Here is a 17,579-nt window from a genome sequence, read left to right as displayed (position 1 = left end):
TGAATTTAAGTCTTTATGCTTGTCAGAACAGCTACCTAGGTAGCACTTGTATTAAATTGTGGTTTTAAAAAATATGGAAGACTCATATATTGGAACGGGAAGCCACTTAAACAAGGGTATTAGGGAGTATGTTTTTCTTCGGCTATGGATAATAATAACTCTAGATTCTTTACATTTATTTGTTTTCGGCTTACAGAAATCGCGCCACACCGCTTTAGTTCTTGAATATGCCTACTGACAACTGCACGTGTAGTACCAATAAGCCCTGCAATTTCTTCATTGGGCAGGTTATTGATCAGTTCAAGTTTTCTTGTTTCTCCATTTATGTTTTTAAGCAGCAATGATGACAGTCTAACTAAGGTACTATGAAGGGTAACGTCAGTGGCTATATCCATGAGCTGTCGCATACGGTCTCCCAAATAGTAAATTATAGCCTTATGCATTGCAGGATTTTGATTGACCCAAAAACGCATTCGTTCCATAGAAACTTTCAGGACTTCAAGGGTGTCTAATGCCTCCCAATACACATCATGTGGTTTTGTATCGAGCAGGGACAAGACATCGAAAACATCTCCGCAGGACAAGACAAAAACGGTATGTTCCCTACCAGAATCAGGGTTTGATTTAAATACTTTAAGTCGACCAGTAACAATTACATGAAACGTAGATGAAACTTCCAAACTGCTTTTAAAGCTTTTTACCTTCCATTCCTCAGCGGTCATTAAATCCAGTAGGTTCTCAATCGAAGCAGTACTGGAATCCTCAAAAAAAGCGGAGTTCCGAAGCACTTTTTGATATTGACTAAAATCTGGATTATCTTTGTTCATAAGCTTGAATGCTTTATTCCGTAAGGTACTAAAATACGAACCCAATTAAATCTACTATGAACAAAAATGATTTTAAAAAGGGTTTATATAGGTATTAGGTGAAATTGCTATTTATACTAATCCAAATGCTTTCCTAGGACTTTTCAGATAACAGAAGTTTTAGTTTATAAGGCTATAAAAAGATTCGTTTACAGGATGTTAATAGTTTTTTTATTAGGCCTTTTTACAAAACAATTTTCCTAAACAATAAAATCTTTATTAAGAGTATCCCATTCTTGATCTCATTTAATAGTTTCCTTAATTGACCTTTTACGGGACACTAATAATTTGTTCTAAATACGCCTAGACCTTAGTAATAAATATATTCTCATATCCAAAAATCATTTTAAAGTTCTCGTCCGAGTTCCCCGAGAACTCAAATATTAAAACCCTTTATGCACAGAACTTAAGAAGATCTTTGATAAAAATAGGACACGTAATAGGACACGTTCGATATATAATTTGTAACGTTTTGGTACGTTTTGGCAGTACTCTTAAAAATACAAAACCCTGATAATCAATTGATTATCAGGGTTTTACTTTCAATTAGTCGGGGTGGCAGGATTCGAACCTGCGACCTCCGCGTCCCAAACGCGGCGCGATAACCGGGCTACGCTACACCCCGAATGGTTATCTTAATTATCTGTCTCTCACAGATACTTGCGGAGAGACAGGGATTCGAACCCTGGGTACCCTTTTGGGGTACGACGATTTAGCAAACCGTTCCTTTCGGCCACTCAGGCACCTCTCCTTTTGTTAATATGAACATCGCCCTAAAGCGGTTGCAAATGTACATTTTTACAACACTATAAACCAACTATTTTAAAAACTTTTTCATTAAAATTTTCATAGATCAAGATAACCTTACGAACTACCAACAAATAGAATTGATAATCAACACGGTACAGAAATCTTCTAAATTGTAGGATAGCAAATTCAAATAAATTTCCATAAATACAGGAAGAAAATCAATATATCCTAAACCAAATAATCTACTCTGGGTATTCTACACGTAGATGATAAATATTCGTCAGTTTAAGTTTAAATATTTTCTTAATTGTTTCTATTTCTCTAAATGTTATATCTGCGTTAATATATTGATCGGATTTCATTTGACCTGTAATAATTTTTTCTACAAACTCATCTATCATCAGAAAGGTAGGATTCTTTAAGCTCTTCGAAGCTGCCTCTACTGAGTCGGCCATCATTAGAATAGCTGTTTCTTTTGAAAAGGGCAACGGGCCAGGATACCTAAAATCATCTTCGTTCACCTCACTATCAATTTCTAATTGTCGCTTATAAAAGTAATACACGAAAGATGTACCATGATGCGAGCGTATAAAATCCACTACCCTATCCGGAATATTATTTTTTCTGGCTAATTCTATTCCTTTAATTACATGATTTAAAATTATCCGTGCACTTTCCTTAGGGCTAATTTCATCATGAGGGTTCACATTGGTAATTTGGTTTTCCGTAAAAAAGGTTGGGTTATCCATTTTTCCGATATCATGGTACAACGCTCCTACCCTGACCAACATGGCATTGGCTCCAATTCCATTAGCAGCGGCTTCTGCCAAGTTAGCCACTTGTAAAGAATGATTAAACGTTCCGGGTGCTTTATTAGAGAGCTCTTTTAGCAATTTTGAGTTCGTATCGGACAACTCTAGCAACGAAACATCGGAAACCAAACCGAATATTTTTTCATAAATATAAATCAACGGTTGTACAAAAAGTGTGATCATCCCATTTAACAGGAACAAACTAAGGGTAAACCATTCGATATTGTCCAAATTACCTTCGTGAATGGTGTGAAAGGCTAAATAAGCTACAATATAGATTAATGTAATCTGACCAACGGAAACAAACAAATTTGCTCTTTTGTAAAGCTCAGATACGGTAAGGATAGTGACGATACCTGTTATAATCTGTAGAAAAATATATTCAAAACTATTTGGAACAACAAACCCGAGAATTAAAACGGTTAGTACGTGTACAAAAAGACCCAAACGGGCATCAAAAAAGGTTTTAAGAATAAGCGGAAGAATACATAAAGGGACAACAAAGACAAGAGCTTCATTATAGTTGACCACCAACGTGGTTACAAATACCAATAATAGAATATTGAAAAAAATAAAGGTTACCTTGGTGTTGTTGTCATATACCTCTTGTCGATACTTCTTAAGAAACAGGAATAACATTAAGAGAACCAGTGCCACCAATACGGTGTAACCAACCAGTATATAATAGGAATTGGAATCTGTCCAAAGATCGGACTCATATTCCGATTTTAAAGACGCTAACATTTTTAGATTATCCGCTTCTACCACCTCACCTTTTGCAATAATGAGCGTTCCTTCATCTACGGTTCCCCTTGTGTAGGATAAGTTGGAAAGGGCATCCTCCAATGTTTTGCCGGTTAATTCTTTATCCAGTGTAACATTTGGAGTGATTAAGTCAAAGAATAATGACTTAAATTCATCGTTAAATACGGATAATCCTTGTTTATCAAGGACATCTTCTATTGATTGATTTACATCACTTATACGATAGAAATCAGAACCTGACACCTTTCTTGCTTCATTATTGACTACAAGGAAAATGGAATTCCCCTTTGGCGTAGTTTCCATCGGGTCCAGAATACCATTTTTATAAATGATATCAAGAATCATGGTTGCGGTAGCTTTTAATTTATTTTTTTGCTTCTCCTTAAATCCGCTATTTTGCCATTGAGCATCAAACTTCGTATCCAACGAACTAACCACATTTTTTACGATTTTCTCGTCGTATCTGTAATATAGTGTTTGATTATCTATAATTGCTTGTTTCTCTTTGGCGAGTTCATCTTCGGTTTTTTGAATAGAAAAATCAAAGGGTGCGTATAAATTTTCAAACTGCCAAGGTTTTCCTTTTTGGAATTCGTATTTAAATTTACCTCCTTTCGGGAAGAAAAAAACTATGAGACCCACAGATGCTATGTAAAGCAATAGCTTAAAAATGTGCGACTGTTTTTTATAAAGATTGTCCAATGGGCAGAAATTTCATTAACCTAGATCAAAAATAGAAAATAATAACCTTATAATCAGGAATCAAAGGTATTACCATAGGGTTGACAAAGAATTTACTAATTTCGCAACACATAAAAGTATTTAAAAATGAAAGAGGTTGTTATAGTTTCTGCGGTACGCACACCAATTGGTAGTTTTATGGGGTCCTTGTCTACCGTACCTGCCACGAGATTAGGTGCTACGGCTATTACCGGAGCTTTGAAACAAATTGGACTAGACCCAAAACTGGTAGAAGAAGTACTTATGGGGAATGTCGTTCAGGCCGGAACCGGACAGGCACCAGCTAGACAAGCAGCCATCTTTGCGGGTATTCCAGATACGGTTCCCTGCACAACAATAAATAAAGTATGTGCTTCTGGCATGAAAACAGTAATGCAAGCAGCACAGTCTATTGCCCTTGGCGATACCTCCATCGTAGTTGCCGGTGGCATGGAAAACATGAGCATGATTCCCCATTATGTTCAGATGCGCAACGGCAACAAGTTTGGCCCCGTGACTATGATAGACGGCATGCAGAAAGATGGCCTAGTTGACGTATATAACGAACAAGCTATGGGTGTCTGTGCAGATGCCTGTGCAGAAAAATATGAGTTCTCAAGAGAAGATCAAGATAACTACGCCATTCAGTCCTACCAAAGGGCTGCGGCTGCCTGGGAAAAAGGGAATTTTAAAAATGAAATTGTTCCTGTTTCAGTTCCTCAACGACGAGGCGAACCTATTGTTGTATCCGAGGACGAAGAATATAAGAATGTAGTGCTAGAAAAAATCCCAAAATTAAGGGCTGCATTTACTAAAGAAGGTACAGTTACAGCAGCGAACGCTTCTACTATAAATGATGGTGCAGCGGCACTTGTATTAATGAGTTTGGATAAAGCCAAGGAACTAAATATAAAGCCATTGGCCAAAATAACAGGCTATGCAGATGCTGCCCAGGAACCGGAGTGGTTTACCACGGCACCTGCAAAGGCACTACCAAAAGCCTTGGATAGAGCCGGAATAACTTTAAAGGAGGTAGATTTTCTTGAATTTAACGAAGCGTTCTCAGTAGTAGGCCTCGCTAATATCAAACTTCTTGGCTTAAGCGATAAAAACGTAAATGTAAACGGAGGCGCGGTTTCCTTGGGACATCCCTTGGGATGTTCCGGAGCTAGAATTATAGTTACCCTATTAAATGTCCTTGAGCAAAAAAATGCGACGGTAGGAGCTGCAGCAATTTGTAACGGCGGTGGCGGAGCCTCAGCTATAGTAATAGAACGAAAGTAATTACCGGAAAACGATCTAATGCAATACGGTATTTGTCCCATAAGTATAGTCCCGGTCAGAGCCATTACGGAAGAGGCCAGCGAGATGGTCACCCAATTACTTTTTGGCGAACATTTCAAAATTTTAGAATCGAGAAAACATTGGTCAAAAATTAGAGTGGCTTTTGACAAGCAAGAAGGATGGATTCTTAACACCCAGCTCGATTTTATAACAAAAGAGGAATATGAGGATATTGAAAAAACACCAAAGCATTACGCATCTGACCTTATTTCGTATGTAGAACAACAAAATTCTATGTTAACTCCCGTGCTATTAGGGTCTGCTATCAATGACAAAGGAGGTAGTGGGAATTTTGAAGGTAATTTGATAACCACCCAAAAAGAGAAGGGCAATTTAATTAAAATCGCACTACTTTACTTGAATGCTCCAGAGCTCTGGGGCGGCAAAACGCCTTTTGGTATTGATGCCTCCGGGTTTACCCAAATGGTCTATAGAATAAATGGGCATCGTCTTTTGCGCAGTGCTCTAGACCAGTCGTCCCAAGGATCTCCGTTAAGTTTTGTGGAAGAAAGTGAGCCTGGTGACTTAGCTTTTTTTGATAATTCCAATGGAGTAATAGATCATGTAGGTATCATCATGGACAACAACTATATTATCCATGTGAATGGCATTGTAAGAATAGATAGATTAGACCATACAGGTATTTTTAATAACAACCTACGAAACTATACCCATAAGCTCAGGGTCATTAAAAAGGTAATATAGAAAAAGGCTTCCAATGGAAGCCTTTTTTTATAGAATCGTGAGCGAATAATTTATTCTCCCAATAACTTTTTAACTCTCATAAAGTTTTCATTGTCACCCATTGCACCATAGATATTTTTCAACTGCGTTAAAATCCCTTGGTTATCTGGATTTGTTTTCAAGGCGTCCTCTAAAGTTTGAGCACCCATTTCAAATAAGCCATCTTTTTTTGTTTTTAATTCCTCGTATTTAGCGATATCTGCCCTAGAGTTTCCTAAAGAATTCATCTCATCAATAAAGCTATTACCCTCGTTAACATACGTCGTAGAAAGATTTAAATAGGCATTGGTATACCCAGGATTAAGCTCAAGTACTTTCTTATAATTTTCGCGAGCCTCATCTATGTTGCCCTGCTCACTATTGATCACACCAACATTATAATATAAATCGGCGTTATCAGGAGCGATAGCAATAGCCTCAGCCATTAAAGACTTAAATTTTTCCTTATCCCCCTGCTTAAAATAAAGGTTAGCTTCGTTTAAAATAAGATTAACATCTTCAGGATCACTTTCTCTGGCAGCTTGATAAGCTCCTAAAGCCTTGTCATCCTGACCAAGTTGTGTGTAGATTAAAGCAATATTCTTAACGATTTCACCCTTTTTTGAGGGTTCTTTCTCATCTACTGGATCAGTATACGTGCCGGATTTCACCATTAAATCCCGTTGCGTCTTGGACATTGGTTCCATTTCACCCGTTGCAGTATTTTTTGCTTTATACACTACAGAGCTACCGTCATAACCAACATCTTGTAACTCAATGTAATATTTTAACGCGTCATCATATAAACCACCGTTTACGGCACTGCTTGCTGCATAATAAAGATAAACGGTATCCCGAGGACTTAACTGATAACTCATATAGAGTTTATCCGCTCCTTCTTTAAATTTTTTCTCATTGTTATCAGATACAGCGCCATTCACTAGTTCTGCTACAATAGCGGTCATCAACTGATTGGTTTCATTCGTATACTTTTGTTTTCCACTAGCGGTTTCGATATCTATAACCTTCTTAAAGGCATCTACGGATTTCTGAAAAGCACTATCATCGCCTTTTTTAGCCAAGTCGTTATAAATTTTACCTTTGGTAAAATAATACTGGGCCTGTAACTTTTCATCCGCACCGGATATTGTTCCTTCAGCTGCCTCTAAAGCAGTTTTAGCCGAAGCTATATCCCCACCTTTCAAGGCTTTTTCAGCTGCTTTTATCTCGTTTTTCTGAGCCATTCCTGCCACTGCAAAAGAAAAGGCCGCTACTATTAAAATCTTACGTTTCATCTGTATTAAATTATTTATTAGTGTTTAAAAAATTATTCTTCGGTTCCATCGGTATCTGTATTATCAATTGCCGTGCCATCTTCTTCGGGCTTTACTTCCATATCCTTTATTCCAGCCTCATCAAAATCTTCATCGTCCTTCATCACCTTCGCCACAGCCGCAATAGAATCATTGCCTTTTATGTTAATAAGCTTCACACCTTGAGTAGCTCTTCCCATCACCCTAAGATCTTCAACACTCATTCTGATTGCGATACCAGACTTGTTAATAATCATCAAGTCATCAGAATCCGTTACATTCTTTATCGCTACCAGATTCCCGGTCTTTTCGGTTACGCTTATGGTCTTTACCCCTTTACCTCCTCTATTGGTAATTCTGTAATCATCGATACTTGACCGCTTCCCATAACCATTTTCGGATACCACTAAAAGCTCGTCTTCAAAATTATGTACAGAAACCATTCCAATGACTTCATCCTTATCGTTAGCCAAGGTAATTCCTCTGACTCCGGAAGCATTTCTTCCCATTGGCCTGGTCTTACTTTCTTCAAAACGAATTGCTTTTCCTGATTTTAAACCAAGGAAAATTTGACTCGTTCCGGTGGTCAACTTCGCCTCTAGTAATTCATCGTCATCTTTAATGGTAATGGCGTTTATTCCATTTTGCCTAGGTCTTGAATATTGCTCTAAAGAGGTTTTTTTAACCGTTCCCTTTTTAGTTGCCATGATTACATAATGACTATTTACATATTCCTCATCTTTCAAATCCTGTGTGCAGATAAAGGCTTTCACCATATCGTCCTGCTCTATATTGATAAGATTTTGAATGGCTCTGCCCTTAGAGGTTCTACTTCCTTCAGGAATTTCAAATACCCGCATCCAAAAACATTTTCCTTTTTGAGTAAAGAACAACATATATTGATGATTGGTACCTACGAAAAGGTGCTCCAAGAAATCCTCGTTTCTGGTTGAAGACGCCTTTTGTCCGACTCCGCCCCTATTTTGTGTTTTATATTCTGTTAATGGAGTACGCTTTATGTATCCGGCACTAGAAATTGTAATAACAACTTGCTCGTTAGGTATCATGTCCTCCATACTAAGGTCGCCACCTGCAAAATTGATTTCGGACCTTCGTTCGTCGCCATACTTCTCCTTAACCTCTAGAAGTTCGTCCTTAATAATTTGCATTCTTCGGTCCTTGTTCTCAAGGATATCCTTTAAATCTGCTATGGTAGCAATAACCTCCTCGTACTCGGATCTTAATTTATCCTGCTCTAGACCAGTAAGTTGACGTAATCGCATTTCTACAATCGCTTTGGCCTGAATCTCTGTAAGCTTAAACCGCTCCATTAAATTTTCCCGAGCCTCATCAGCATTGGAAGAAGCTCTTATAATTGCGATAACCTCATCAATATTATCCGAAGCAATGATTAACCCTTCCAAAATATGCGCACGGTCTTCCGCTTTTTTAAGCTCAAACTTAGTGCGTCTTACAACCACTTCATGGCGGTGCTCCACAAAGTAATGAATCATATCCTTAACGTTCAGTAATTTTGGCCTGCCATTCACTAAGGCTATATTGTTAACACTGAACGAAGTTTGTAGCGCTGTATACTTGTAAAGAGTGTTTAAAACAATATTCGGTATCGCATCCCTTTTAAGAATATAGACAATACGCATTCCATTCCTATCGGATTCATCCCTAATGGTAGAAATGCCCTCAATTTTTTTATCGTTTACGAGGTCGGCCGTTTTTTTGATCATGTCGGCCTTGTTGACTTGATATGGAATTTCGTTTACAACAATGCATTCTCTTCCCTGTACTTCTTCAAAAGTAGCCTTAGCACGCATCATTACCCTGCCACGACCGGTATGAAATGCCTCTTTTACTCCGTCATACCCATATATAATTCCACCTGTTGGAAAATCCGGAGCTTTAATATGCGTAATAAGTTCATCAATTTCAATATCATTATTCTCAATGTAAGCTACCGTTCCATCTACAACCTCTGAAAGATTGTGAGGAGGCATATTAGTAGCCATTCCAACCGCAATACCGGAAGCGCCATTAACCAAAAGGTTGGGTATTCTTGCAGGTAAAACGGTTGGCTCTTTTAGGGAATCATCAAAATTTAACTGATGATCCACGGTATCTTTATCTATATCCGCCAACATGTCATCGGCCATCTTGCGCATTCGGGCTTCCGTATAACGCATTGCAGCAGGACTATCGCCGTCTATAGAGCCAAAGTTACCTTGCCCATCTATTAACATATACCTCAGACTCCATTCTTGGGCCATACGGACCATAGCATCATATACAGAGGTGTCTCCATGAGGGTGATACTTACCTAAAACCTCACCCACGATACGAGCAGATTTTTTATGCGCACTACCGCTCCTAACACCCAAGTCATGCATTCCATATAGCACACGTCTGTGAACAGGTTTTAGCCCGTCCCTGACATCTGGGAGTGCTCGTGACACTATGACCGACATTGAATAGTCAATGTAGGCAGATTTCATTTCTTCTTCAATATTAATAGGAATCAATTTTTCACCGTCAGCCATTTCAAATTCTTATTGTATTTTATTAGTAAAAAAGCATGGCAATATACGCAAAATCAAGCCTTTCAAAGAAGAAGCCCAACTATTTATTCAATAATTTATCAACACTTTAAATGGATAACATATGAACATGATTAACAAACAAATTGCTTAAAAAGATTTACTTTTTCGGTAATTAAAAGAACTTTAACGATTATAGGAACAGTATTTGCTCAGGATTGCCTGAGATTTATTAATTTTATAGCTGATAATATATTTTATGGATGATAATTTTTCACCTAGGGTAAAGGATGTAATTGCCTACAGCAAAGAGGAAGCGTTACGACTTGGCCACGATTTTATTGGAACAGAGCATTTGATGCTAGGGCTTCTTCGGGATGGTAACGGGAAAGCTATCAGCATTTTGGATGCCTTGGATGTTGATTTAGACCATTTACGAAGAAAAGTCGAAATTCTAAGTCCATCCAACCCAAATGCAAGTGGAGTTCAGAAAGATAAAAAAAACCTCCATCTTACAAGACAAGCAGAACGTGCGCTCAAAACTACATTTTTAGAGGCGAAGCTTTTTCAAAGCTCCTCTATTAATACGGCGCATCTATTACTTTGTATACTAAGAAATGAAAACGATCCGACAACGAAGTTGCTTCACAAGCTGCAAGTAGATTATGACGGAGTTAAAGAACAATTTAAATTTATGCTTACCAGTGACGATGATATGGTAGATGGCCCAACCGCGGAATCTTTCTCAAGCGAATCGGGAGAGCCCCAAGAAGGAAAGGAAAATACTTTTGGAAATAGCTCAGGGCAAAAAGGCACAAAGAAATCAAAAACGCCAGTTTTAGATAATTTTGGTCGCGACCTTACCCAGATGGCAGAGGAAAACAAGTTAGATCCTGTTGTAGGAAGAGAAAAAGAAATAGAAAGGGTATCGCAGATATTAAGCAGAAGAAAAAAGAACAATCCCCTTTTAATAGGAGAGCCTGGAGTAGGTAAGAGTGCAATTGCCGAAGGGCTTGCGTTGCGCATTATCGATAAAAAAGTGTCACGCATTCTTTACAATAAAAGAGTTGTGACCTTAGATCTTGCTTCTTTAGTTGCGGGAACAAAATACCGAGGGCAGTTCGAAGAGCGAATGAAGGCCGTAATGAACGAACTGGAAAAGAATGATGATGTAATACTTTTTATTGACGAAATTCACACCATCGTGGGTGCTGGAGGAGCTACGGGCAGCTTAGATGCTTCTAACATGTTTAAACCTGCTTTGGCTCGTGGCGAGATACAATGTATAGGTGCAACTACTTTAGATGAGTACAGACAGTATATCGAAAAAGACGGAGCACTTGAACGACGTTTCCAAAAGGTAATAGTGGAACCAACCACGATTGAGGAAACGATAGAAATTCTCCACAACATTAAAGGAAAATATGAAGAACACCACAACGTTAGCTATACCGATGCGGCTATTGAAGCATGTGTAAAACTAACAAGTCGTTATATGACAGATAGGTTTCTTCCAGACAAAGCTATCGATGCTTTAGATGAGGCGGGATCCAGAGTTCATATCGTTAATATGGATGTGCCAAAGCAAATATTGGAGCTCGAAAAAAAATTGGAGGACGTAAGGACGTTAAAAAACTCCGTAGTCAAAAAACAGAAATATGAAGAAGCGGCCAAACTACGTGATGATGAAAAAAGCCTGGAAAAAGAGCTGGCGATTGCTCAGGAACGCTGGGAAGATGACAGCAAACTGAACAAAGAAACCGTATCGGAGGACAATGTGGCAGATGTAGTTTCTATGATGAGCGGAATACCCGTAAACAGAATTGCACAAACAGAAAGCAATAAACTGGCAGAGTTACCTAATCTTATCAAATCTAATGTTATTGGACAAGATGAAGCGGTTGCGAAAGTGTCCAAAGCCATACAACGGAATAGAGCGGGACTTAAAGACCCCAACAAACCTATTGGTTCCTTTATATTCTTAGGACAAACCGGTGTAGGTAAGACACAATTGGCCAAAGTAATGGCCAAAGAGCTTTTTGACTCCGAAGATGCGCTTATACGTATTGACATGAGCGAGTACATGGAGAAATTTGCTATTTCTAGATTAGTTGGAGCGCCTCCGGGATATGTAGGATACGAGGAAGGTGGCCAACTTACCGAGAAAGTGCGAAGAAAACCGTATTCAGTAATTCTATTGGACGAGGTAGAAAAGGCGCATCCAGATGTCTTTAACATGTTATTACAAGTATTGGACGATGGTTTTCTTACGGATAGCCTGGGAAGAAAAATCGATTTTAGAAATACGATAATTATCATGACCTCCAATATCGGGGCAAGACAATTAAAGGATTTTGGACAGGGAGTCGGTTTTGGAACAGGCGCCAGAAAGGAACAGGAAAGCGCAAACCAAAAAAGTGTGATTGAAAATGCGCTTAAGAAAGCATTTGCGCCTGAATTTTTAAATAGGATAGATGATGTAATCGTTTTTAATGCTCTAGAAAGAGAACATATTCATCAAATTATAGATATTGAACTAGCCAAGCTATTTAATAGAATTAAGGACATAGGCTATGATTTAAATCTAACTGATGAAGCAAAAGATTACATTGCCGAAAAAGGTTTTGATAAGCAATACGGTGCTAGACCGCTAAAAAGAGCAATTCAGAAGTATATAGAGGATGCCCTTGCCGAAGAAATTGTAAATTCAAAACTTGAGGAAGGAGATAGCATTCTTATGGATTTAGATAAAAAAAGTGAAGAATTGACTATTAAAATCAAGAAAGCGGAAGAATCGTCTAAAACAAAATAAATCCTACTAATAAGAACTTAAGTAAAAAGAGCCTTAATAAGGCTCTTTTTTATTACGCAAATTTGTAAGGCGAGTAAACATTAAAAAATATCATTTTCTAGCTATACGCAGTATGAACGATATTTAGGTCTTTAATCTATTTTTTTATCCTAGGTAATAGTATACATTTACTTTCGTCCCAGACACTATAATACAGACGAAATGAGCGTTGGATCAACGAAGAAAAAAGTAATTGTTAGAGAGTACCAATTGGAAATTGGAAAAGTACAGGTTTACGAGAATTATATGGTTTCTATCTTCGACGAAGGTGCAACGTTAACACTTGAACGTGCTTACCAAATTATTGGAATTTCAGAAATACATTTTAGGGATAAAAACTTTGGCTTTATCAGCCTTCGTAAGAATTCCTATGCCGTAGACCCTACCATCTACAACTACCTAAAAGAACTAGAGAATCTCAAGGCATTTGCAATTGTATCCGTTAAGGAAATAGATATGCACAACTTTAAAATTGAAAAGTTGTTTTATAAAAAGCCAATGAAATTCTTTATCGAGTATGACAATGCACTTAAATGGATTAAAACTAAACTGAAGTCAAAATAAAGTATCCCATCAAAGAATTAAAAATTACGGTTTTTACTTTTTTTCTTGGGTATCCGTATTCTGTTGCTGTACTGCTTCCGGAAGTTTAAAAAGGTCTAGATAGGCAGCTCCCAAGCCCTCAACAATATCGGAAGCTATCAAAGATTGATATCCGGTATTTTCAATTTGTAAGTCTGCGGATTTTCCATGCAGATAAACACCAAAAATTGCTGCTTTCAAAGGTTCATATCCCTGAGCTATTAATCCCGAAATTATTCCAGATAGCACGTCTCCACTACCAGCGGTTGCCATTCCGGGATTTCCTGTGGTATTCACAAATCCCTTATCATGATAAACGGTGATTGAGTGGGCCCCTTTTATAACTATTATACAGTCTAATTTCTTTGATAGTTTCTTTACCTTGTCCAGTTTATCAAAATCGTCTTTCCATTTTCCCACAAGCCTTTCCAATTCACCTGGATGGGGAGTAAGTATACATAATTTAGGTAAATCCTTAAGCAGCTCTTTATTAGCCGCAAGAACGTTTAAACCGTCTGCATCAATAACCAAGGGTACGCTATTGGATTTCAAAAAATTAGCAAAAGCATTAGTAGTTTTTGTTTCTATACCCATTCCCATTCCAATAGCAATGGCCGAAGCTTTTATGGCAAGGTCTATATTTGTAATATAATTATCGCCATCCGTTAGCACCATAGCCTCTGGCAGCGCAGTTTGCAGTGCAGTATACCCGCAACTGGGAATATAAGCAGTGACCAGGCCACTACCTATTTTTAATGCAGCACTACTAGTTAATTTAATTGCTCCAATTTTACCGTAACTACCACCTATAGCCAATACATGACCATGCGTTCCTTTGTGCGAAAACTTTGTTCTAGGAATATATATTGGTAGTACCTCATTTTTTCCAATCAGCTTATAGTCCGCTTCTTCCGTGGTTAAAAACTCAGGATCTAAGCCAATGTCCAAAACTTCCCATTGGTCAATGTAACTTCCTGTTTCCGGAAGAAAAAATACCAATTTTGGGGTTTGAAAACTCAGTACAAAATTTGCCTTTACTACAGCATCCTTTTGTTTGGGAACACTATTGGCATACAAACCAGACGGAATGTCTACAGACAATATAAATGCCTTAGAATCATGAAGATGACTTATGAGTTTCCCTACCCAAGCGGCTGGTGGTCTATTCAATCCAATACCGAAAATCGCATCTACAACAATATCATCCGCACCAATTTCAGGGAGTTCACCATCCGAATCCATAAAATGGGGCCATATTTTTCGATCTTTAAGTCGGTCTAAATTGATTAAAAAATCTTTTGAACGCTTGGTGCTATAATTTACCACGTATACGGCAATATTATAGCCATGTTCTTGAAGATGCCTTGCTAAAGCAATTCCATCACCTCCGTTATTACCAATACCACAGAACAAATGAATTTTAACCGGAGCACCTTGCATTCTCAAATGCATCCAATTAAAAATTTGAACAGCAGCTCTTTCCATCAGCTCATCACTTGTAATTTTTTGTTTTGCTATGGTAAATTTGTCAGCAGTATATATTTGTTCTGCACTAAAAAGCTTCATCCGTGATTTTATTTTAGTAAAAATAACGATTCGGTAAAAATTTGTAGAATCATTTGATTAGCAAGTCAAATGTACTACTTTTGACCTTTATCAAAGAACATGGGTTACATAGATTCTAACTTAATATTTGTTCGTCACAGCAAAGCTATTCGCTGTGTTACTGCTCCTTTAGGGCTCACCCCTAGGGGGTAAAATAGTATCTTCCATCTCAGACCCCTACATAATCATCCCAAATAAAAATTGATAATTAATCAATATGCAAGTATTAAAGTTTGGTGGTACATCCGTTGCCACTCCGGTAAACATTGATAAGATAAAAAATATACTCACTACCTATACGGATAATATCATCGTTGTTGTCTCCGCATTTGGTGGTGTTACGGACGAACTCATAACTGCTGGTAACCGAGCAGAAAAACAGGATGATTCTTATAAGACGATTTTAAAAGAGATTGAAACCCGGCATTTGGAAGCAATCAAAGCATTGCTTCCTATTACGCACCAAAGCAAAGTATTGAGTGACGTAAAAAAAGAATTGAATACCTTGGAAACCCTTTTAGAGGGTGCCTTTTTTATTGGAGAGATAACCAAAAAACTATCGGATAAAATTGTATCCTACGGTGAATTACTATCCTCTTATATTATAGGTGAATATTTGAAAAGCCAAGGAATCGATTGTGCTCATAAAGACAGCAGGGACCTTATAATAACAGGGATAGCAAATGGCAGGACTATCGTTAATTTGGAGAAAACGAATGCCAACTGTGTAGCCTATTTCAGTGCTTCAAAACATAAGGTAGTCATCTGCCCAGGGTTTATAGCTAAATCTGAAATTGGTGACCCAACAACCTTAGGTAGAGGTGGTTCTGACTATACGGCCGCACTCTATGCAGCTGCTTTAGACGCGGAAGCATTAGAGATTTGGACCGATGTTAGCGGTATGTATACCGCTAATCCTAAAGTGGTTAAGCAGGCCAAGCCTATTGCACATATCTCCTACGAAGAAGCTATGGAACTTTCACATTTTGGAGCCAAAGTCCTATACCCACCAACGATACAACCCGTATTAGCCAAGGGAATAGCTATCCGTATCAAAAATACGTTTAGCCCAGATGACCATGGCACTTTGATTACCAAATCTAAAAATGAGAAAGGAAAAACGGTGCGCGGTATTAGCCATATAGGAAATATAGCACTTTTATCTTTAGAAGGGCCCGGAATGGTAGGAATACCAGGAATATCTAAACAATTCTTTGAAGTGCTGTCCCAGGCCAACATTAGTGTGGTGCTTATCACTCAAGCCTCCTCTGAACATTCTATTTGTATTGGTATTTCTGTGGAGGATGTTGCCGTTGCCGTAGCAGCTGTAAACGAGGCTTTTGCATATCAAATAGAAAGAGGACGTATAAATAAGGTGGTTCCAGAGACCTCATTGGCCATTGTAGCACTCGTAGGTGACAATATGAAAAATCATCAAGGGCTAAGTGGTAAAATGTTTAGCACGTTAGGAAAGAATAATGTAAATATTAGGGTCATTGCGCAAGGGGCCTCTGAACGGAATATCTCTTGCGTTATTGAAGAAAAAGATGTGAAAAAGGCCTTAAATGCCTTACACGAAGAATTTTTTGAAGAGAATGTAAAGCAATTGAACCTGTTCGTTATGGGCGTGGGCAATGTAGGTTCTAAGTTTCTAGGTCAAATACAAAAACAAAAAAAGTATTTAAAAGAAACCCTGAAACTAAACGTAAGGGTAGTCGGAATATCCAATTCTAGAACAATGGTTTTTGATGATGGTGGAATTTCCTTAAAAAACTGGGAAGTGCTTTTAGATGCAGGAGTAAAGGCGAGCAAAGAGGAGTTTTTTAATACGGTCAAGGTTTTAAACTTACGTAATAGCATTTTTGTGGATAATACTGCCAGTGAAGCCGTTTCCAATACATACAAAGATTATTTAAGAAATAGCATATCTGTAGTCACCTGCAATAAAATTGCGTGTTCCTCTCAATATTCGAATTATCTTGAGCTTAAAGAACTGGCACGAACGTATAACGCTCCGTTTCTGTTTGAAACAAATGTAGGTGCAGGCTTACCTATTATTGACACCTTAAAACACCTTATTGCCTCTGGCGATAAGATTCAAAAAATACAAGCCGTACTGTCTGGCAGTCTTAATTTTGTGTTTAATAACTTTAGTGACAAAACTACCTTTCATGCTATTGTGAAACAAGCCCAAGAAGAAGGATATACCGAGCCGGATCCAAAAATTGACCTAAGTGGTGTAGACGTCATGCGTAAAATACTGATTCTTGCCAGAGAAAGTGGAACGCCATTGGAAATAGCAGATATTGGCAACAACTCCTTTCTTCCACAAGAAAGTCTTGCCACCGAATCCAACGCAGCTTTTTTTGCTTCCTTAAAGAAATACGAAACGCAGTTTCAAAACATATATAGGCAAGCAGCGGAAAAGGATACCAAGTTAAAATATGTAGCGCAATTTGAAAATGGACATGCGAGTGTTGGACTGCAAGAAATTCCAAAAGGTCATGATTTTTATAATTTAGAAGGTAGTGATAACATCGTCCTGTTCTTCACTGATAGGTATCCGACGCAACCGTTAATCGTAAAAGGAGCAGGCGCGGGTTCAGATGTAACGGCATCTGGCCTGTTTGCAGATGTTATCCGAATCGGTAATTATTGATAATTTCAAATTTCAAGTGTTTTGGCTTTAGCTATCGATA

Annotated in this window: 10 protein-coding genes and 2 tRNA genes; 5 read left to right on the top strand and 7 right to left on the bottom strand. The window is 38.1% G+C overall.

Annotation, left to right across the window (positions count from 1 at the left end; genetic code table 11):
- Positions 1-119 precede the first annotated feature (119 nt).
- The 4 genes from MS6x_RS16885 to MS6x_RS16870 all read right to left on the bottom strand — a co-directional run bounded on the left by MS6x_RS16885 (position 120) and on the right by MS6x_RS16870 (position 3,895).
- Entirely contained in the window at positions 120-827 is a 708-nt protein-coding gene (locus tag MS6x_RS16885; RefSeq protein WP_482603694.1) for a Crp/Fnr family transcriptional regulator, read from the bottom strand.
- Between the two features lie 589 nt (positions 828-1,416).
- Positions 1,417-1,491, bottom strand: a tRNA-Pro gene (locus MS6x_RS16880).
- Positions 1,492-1,529: 38 nt separating this feature from the next.
- Positions 1,530-1,617 (bottom strand) — tRNA-Ser (locus tag MS6x_RS16875).
- A gap of 241 nt (positions 1,618-1,858) precedes the next feature.
- On the bottom strand, positions 1,859-3,895 hold the full coding sequence (locus MS6x_RS16870; RefSeq protein WP_482603692.1) for an HD family phosphohydrolase: 2,037 nt from the start codon (positions 3,893-3,895) through the stop codon (positions 1,859-1,861).
- A 126-nt stretch (positions 3,896-4,021) separates the two neighbouring features.
- Between MS6x_RS16870 and MS6x_RS16865 the strand changes: the two genes are divergently transcribed.
- Positions 4,022-5,197: an acetyl-CoA C-acyltransferase gene (locus tag MS6x_RS16865; protein ID WP_482603691.1), complete on the top strand. Its 1,176-nt coding sequence runs from the start codon at positions 4,022-4,024 to the stop codon at positions 5,195-5,197.
- 18 nt (positions 5,198-5,215) lie between these two features.
- On the top strand, positions 5,216-5,962 hold the full coding sequence (locus MS6x_RS16860; protein ID WP_482603689.1) for a C40 family peptidase: 747 nt from the start codon (positions 5,216-5,218) through the stop codon (positions 5,960-5,962).
- A 50-nt stretch (positions 5,963-6,012) separates the two neighbouring features.
- On the opposite strand, the gene MS6x_RS16855 is transcribed toward MS6x_RS16860, so the two are convergent.
- The gene (locus MS6x_RS16855; protein WP_482603687.1) at positions 6,013-7,275 is read right to left on the bottom strand and encodes a tetratricopeptide repeat protein; all 1,263 of its coding nucleotides are present in this window, start codon (positions 7,273-7,275) and stop codon (positions 6,013-6,015) included.
- Between the two features lie 32 nt (positions 7,276-7,307).
- Positions 7,308-9,845 carry a DNA gyrase subunit A gene (gene gyrA, locus MS6x_RS16850; RefSeq protein ID WP_482603686.1) on the bottom strand — a complete coding sequence of 846 codons (2,538 nt, stop codon included), beginning with the start codon at positions 9,843-9,845 and terminating at the stop codon, positions 7,308-7,310.
- 256 nt (positions 9,846-10,101) lie between these two features.
- Here gyrA and MS6x_RS16845 point away from each other — a divergent pair, with 256 nt between their 5' ends.
- Together MS6x_RS16845 and MS6x_RS16840 are read left to right on the top strand one after the other, a co-directional pair.
- Positions 10,102-12,654 carry an ATP-dependent Clp protease ATP-binding subunit gene (locus MS6x_RS16845; protein ID WP_482603684.1) on the top strand — a complete coding sequence of 851 codons (2,553 nt, stop codon included), beginning with the start codon at positions 10,102-10,104 and terminating at the stop codon, positions 12,652-12,654.
- Positions 12,655-12,855: 201 nt separating this feature from the next.
- On the top strand, positions 12,856-13,257 hold the full coding sequence (locus MS6x_RS16840; RefSeq protein WP_482603683.1) for an STAS/SEC14 domain-containing protein: 402 nt from the start codon (positions 12,856-12,858) through the stop codon (positions 13,255-13,257).
- Positions 13,258-13,290: 33 nt separating this feature from the next.
- Here the strand turns inward: MS6x_RS16840 and MS6x_RS16835 are convergent, their stop codons facing one another.
- The gene (locus MS6x_RS16835; RefSeq protein ID WP_482603682.1) at positions 13,291-14,841 is read right to left on the bottom strand and encodes an NAD(P)H-hydrate dehydratase; all 1,551 of its coding nucleotides are present in this window, start codon (positions 14,839-14,841) and stop codon (positions 13,291-13,293) included.
- A gap of 256 nt (positions 14,842-15,097) precedes the next feature.
- On the opposite strand from MS6x_RS16835, the gene thrA reads away from it, so the two are divergent.
- Positions 15,098-17,539 carry a bifunctional aspartate kinase/homoserine dehydrogenase I gene (gene thrA / locus MS6x_RS16830; RefSeq protein ID WP_482603680.1) on the top strand — a complete coding sequence of 814 codons (2,442 nt, stop codon included), beginning with the start codon at positions 15,098-15,100 and terminating at the stop codon, positions 17,537-17,539.
- Positions 17,540-17,579: the final 40 nt, after the last annotated feature.

This window comes from Maribacter sp. MS6 (genome assembly GCF_056839185.1).
The sequence above is the reverse complement of the archived record's forward strand: the minus strand, read 5'-3'. Positions and strand labels throughout refer to the sequence as shown.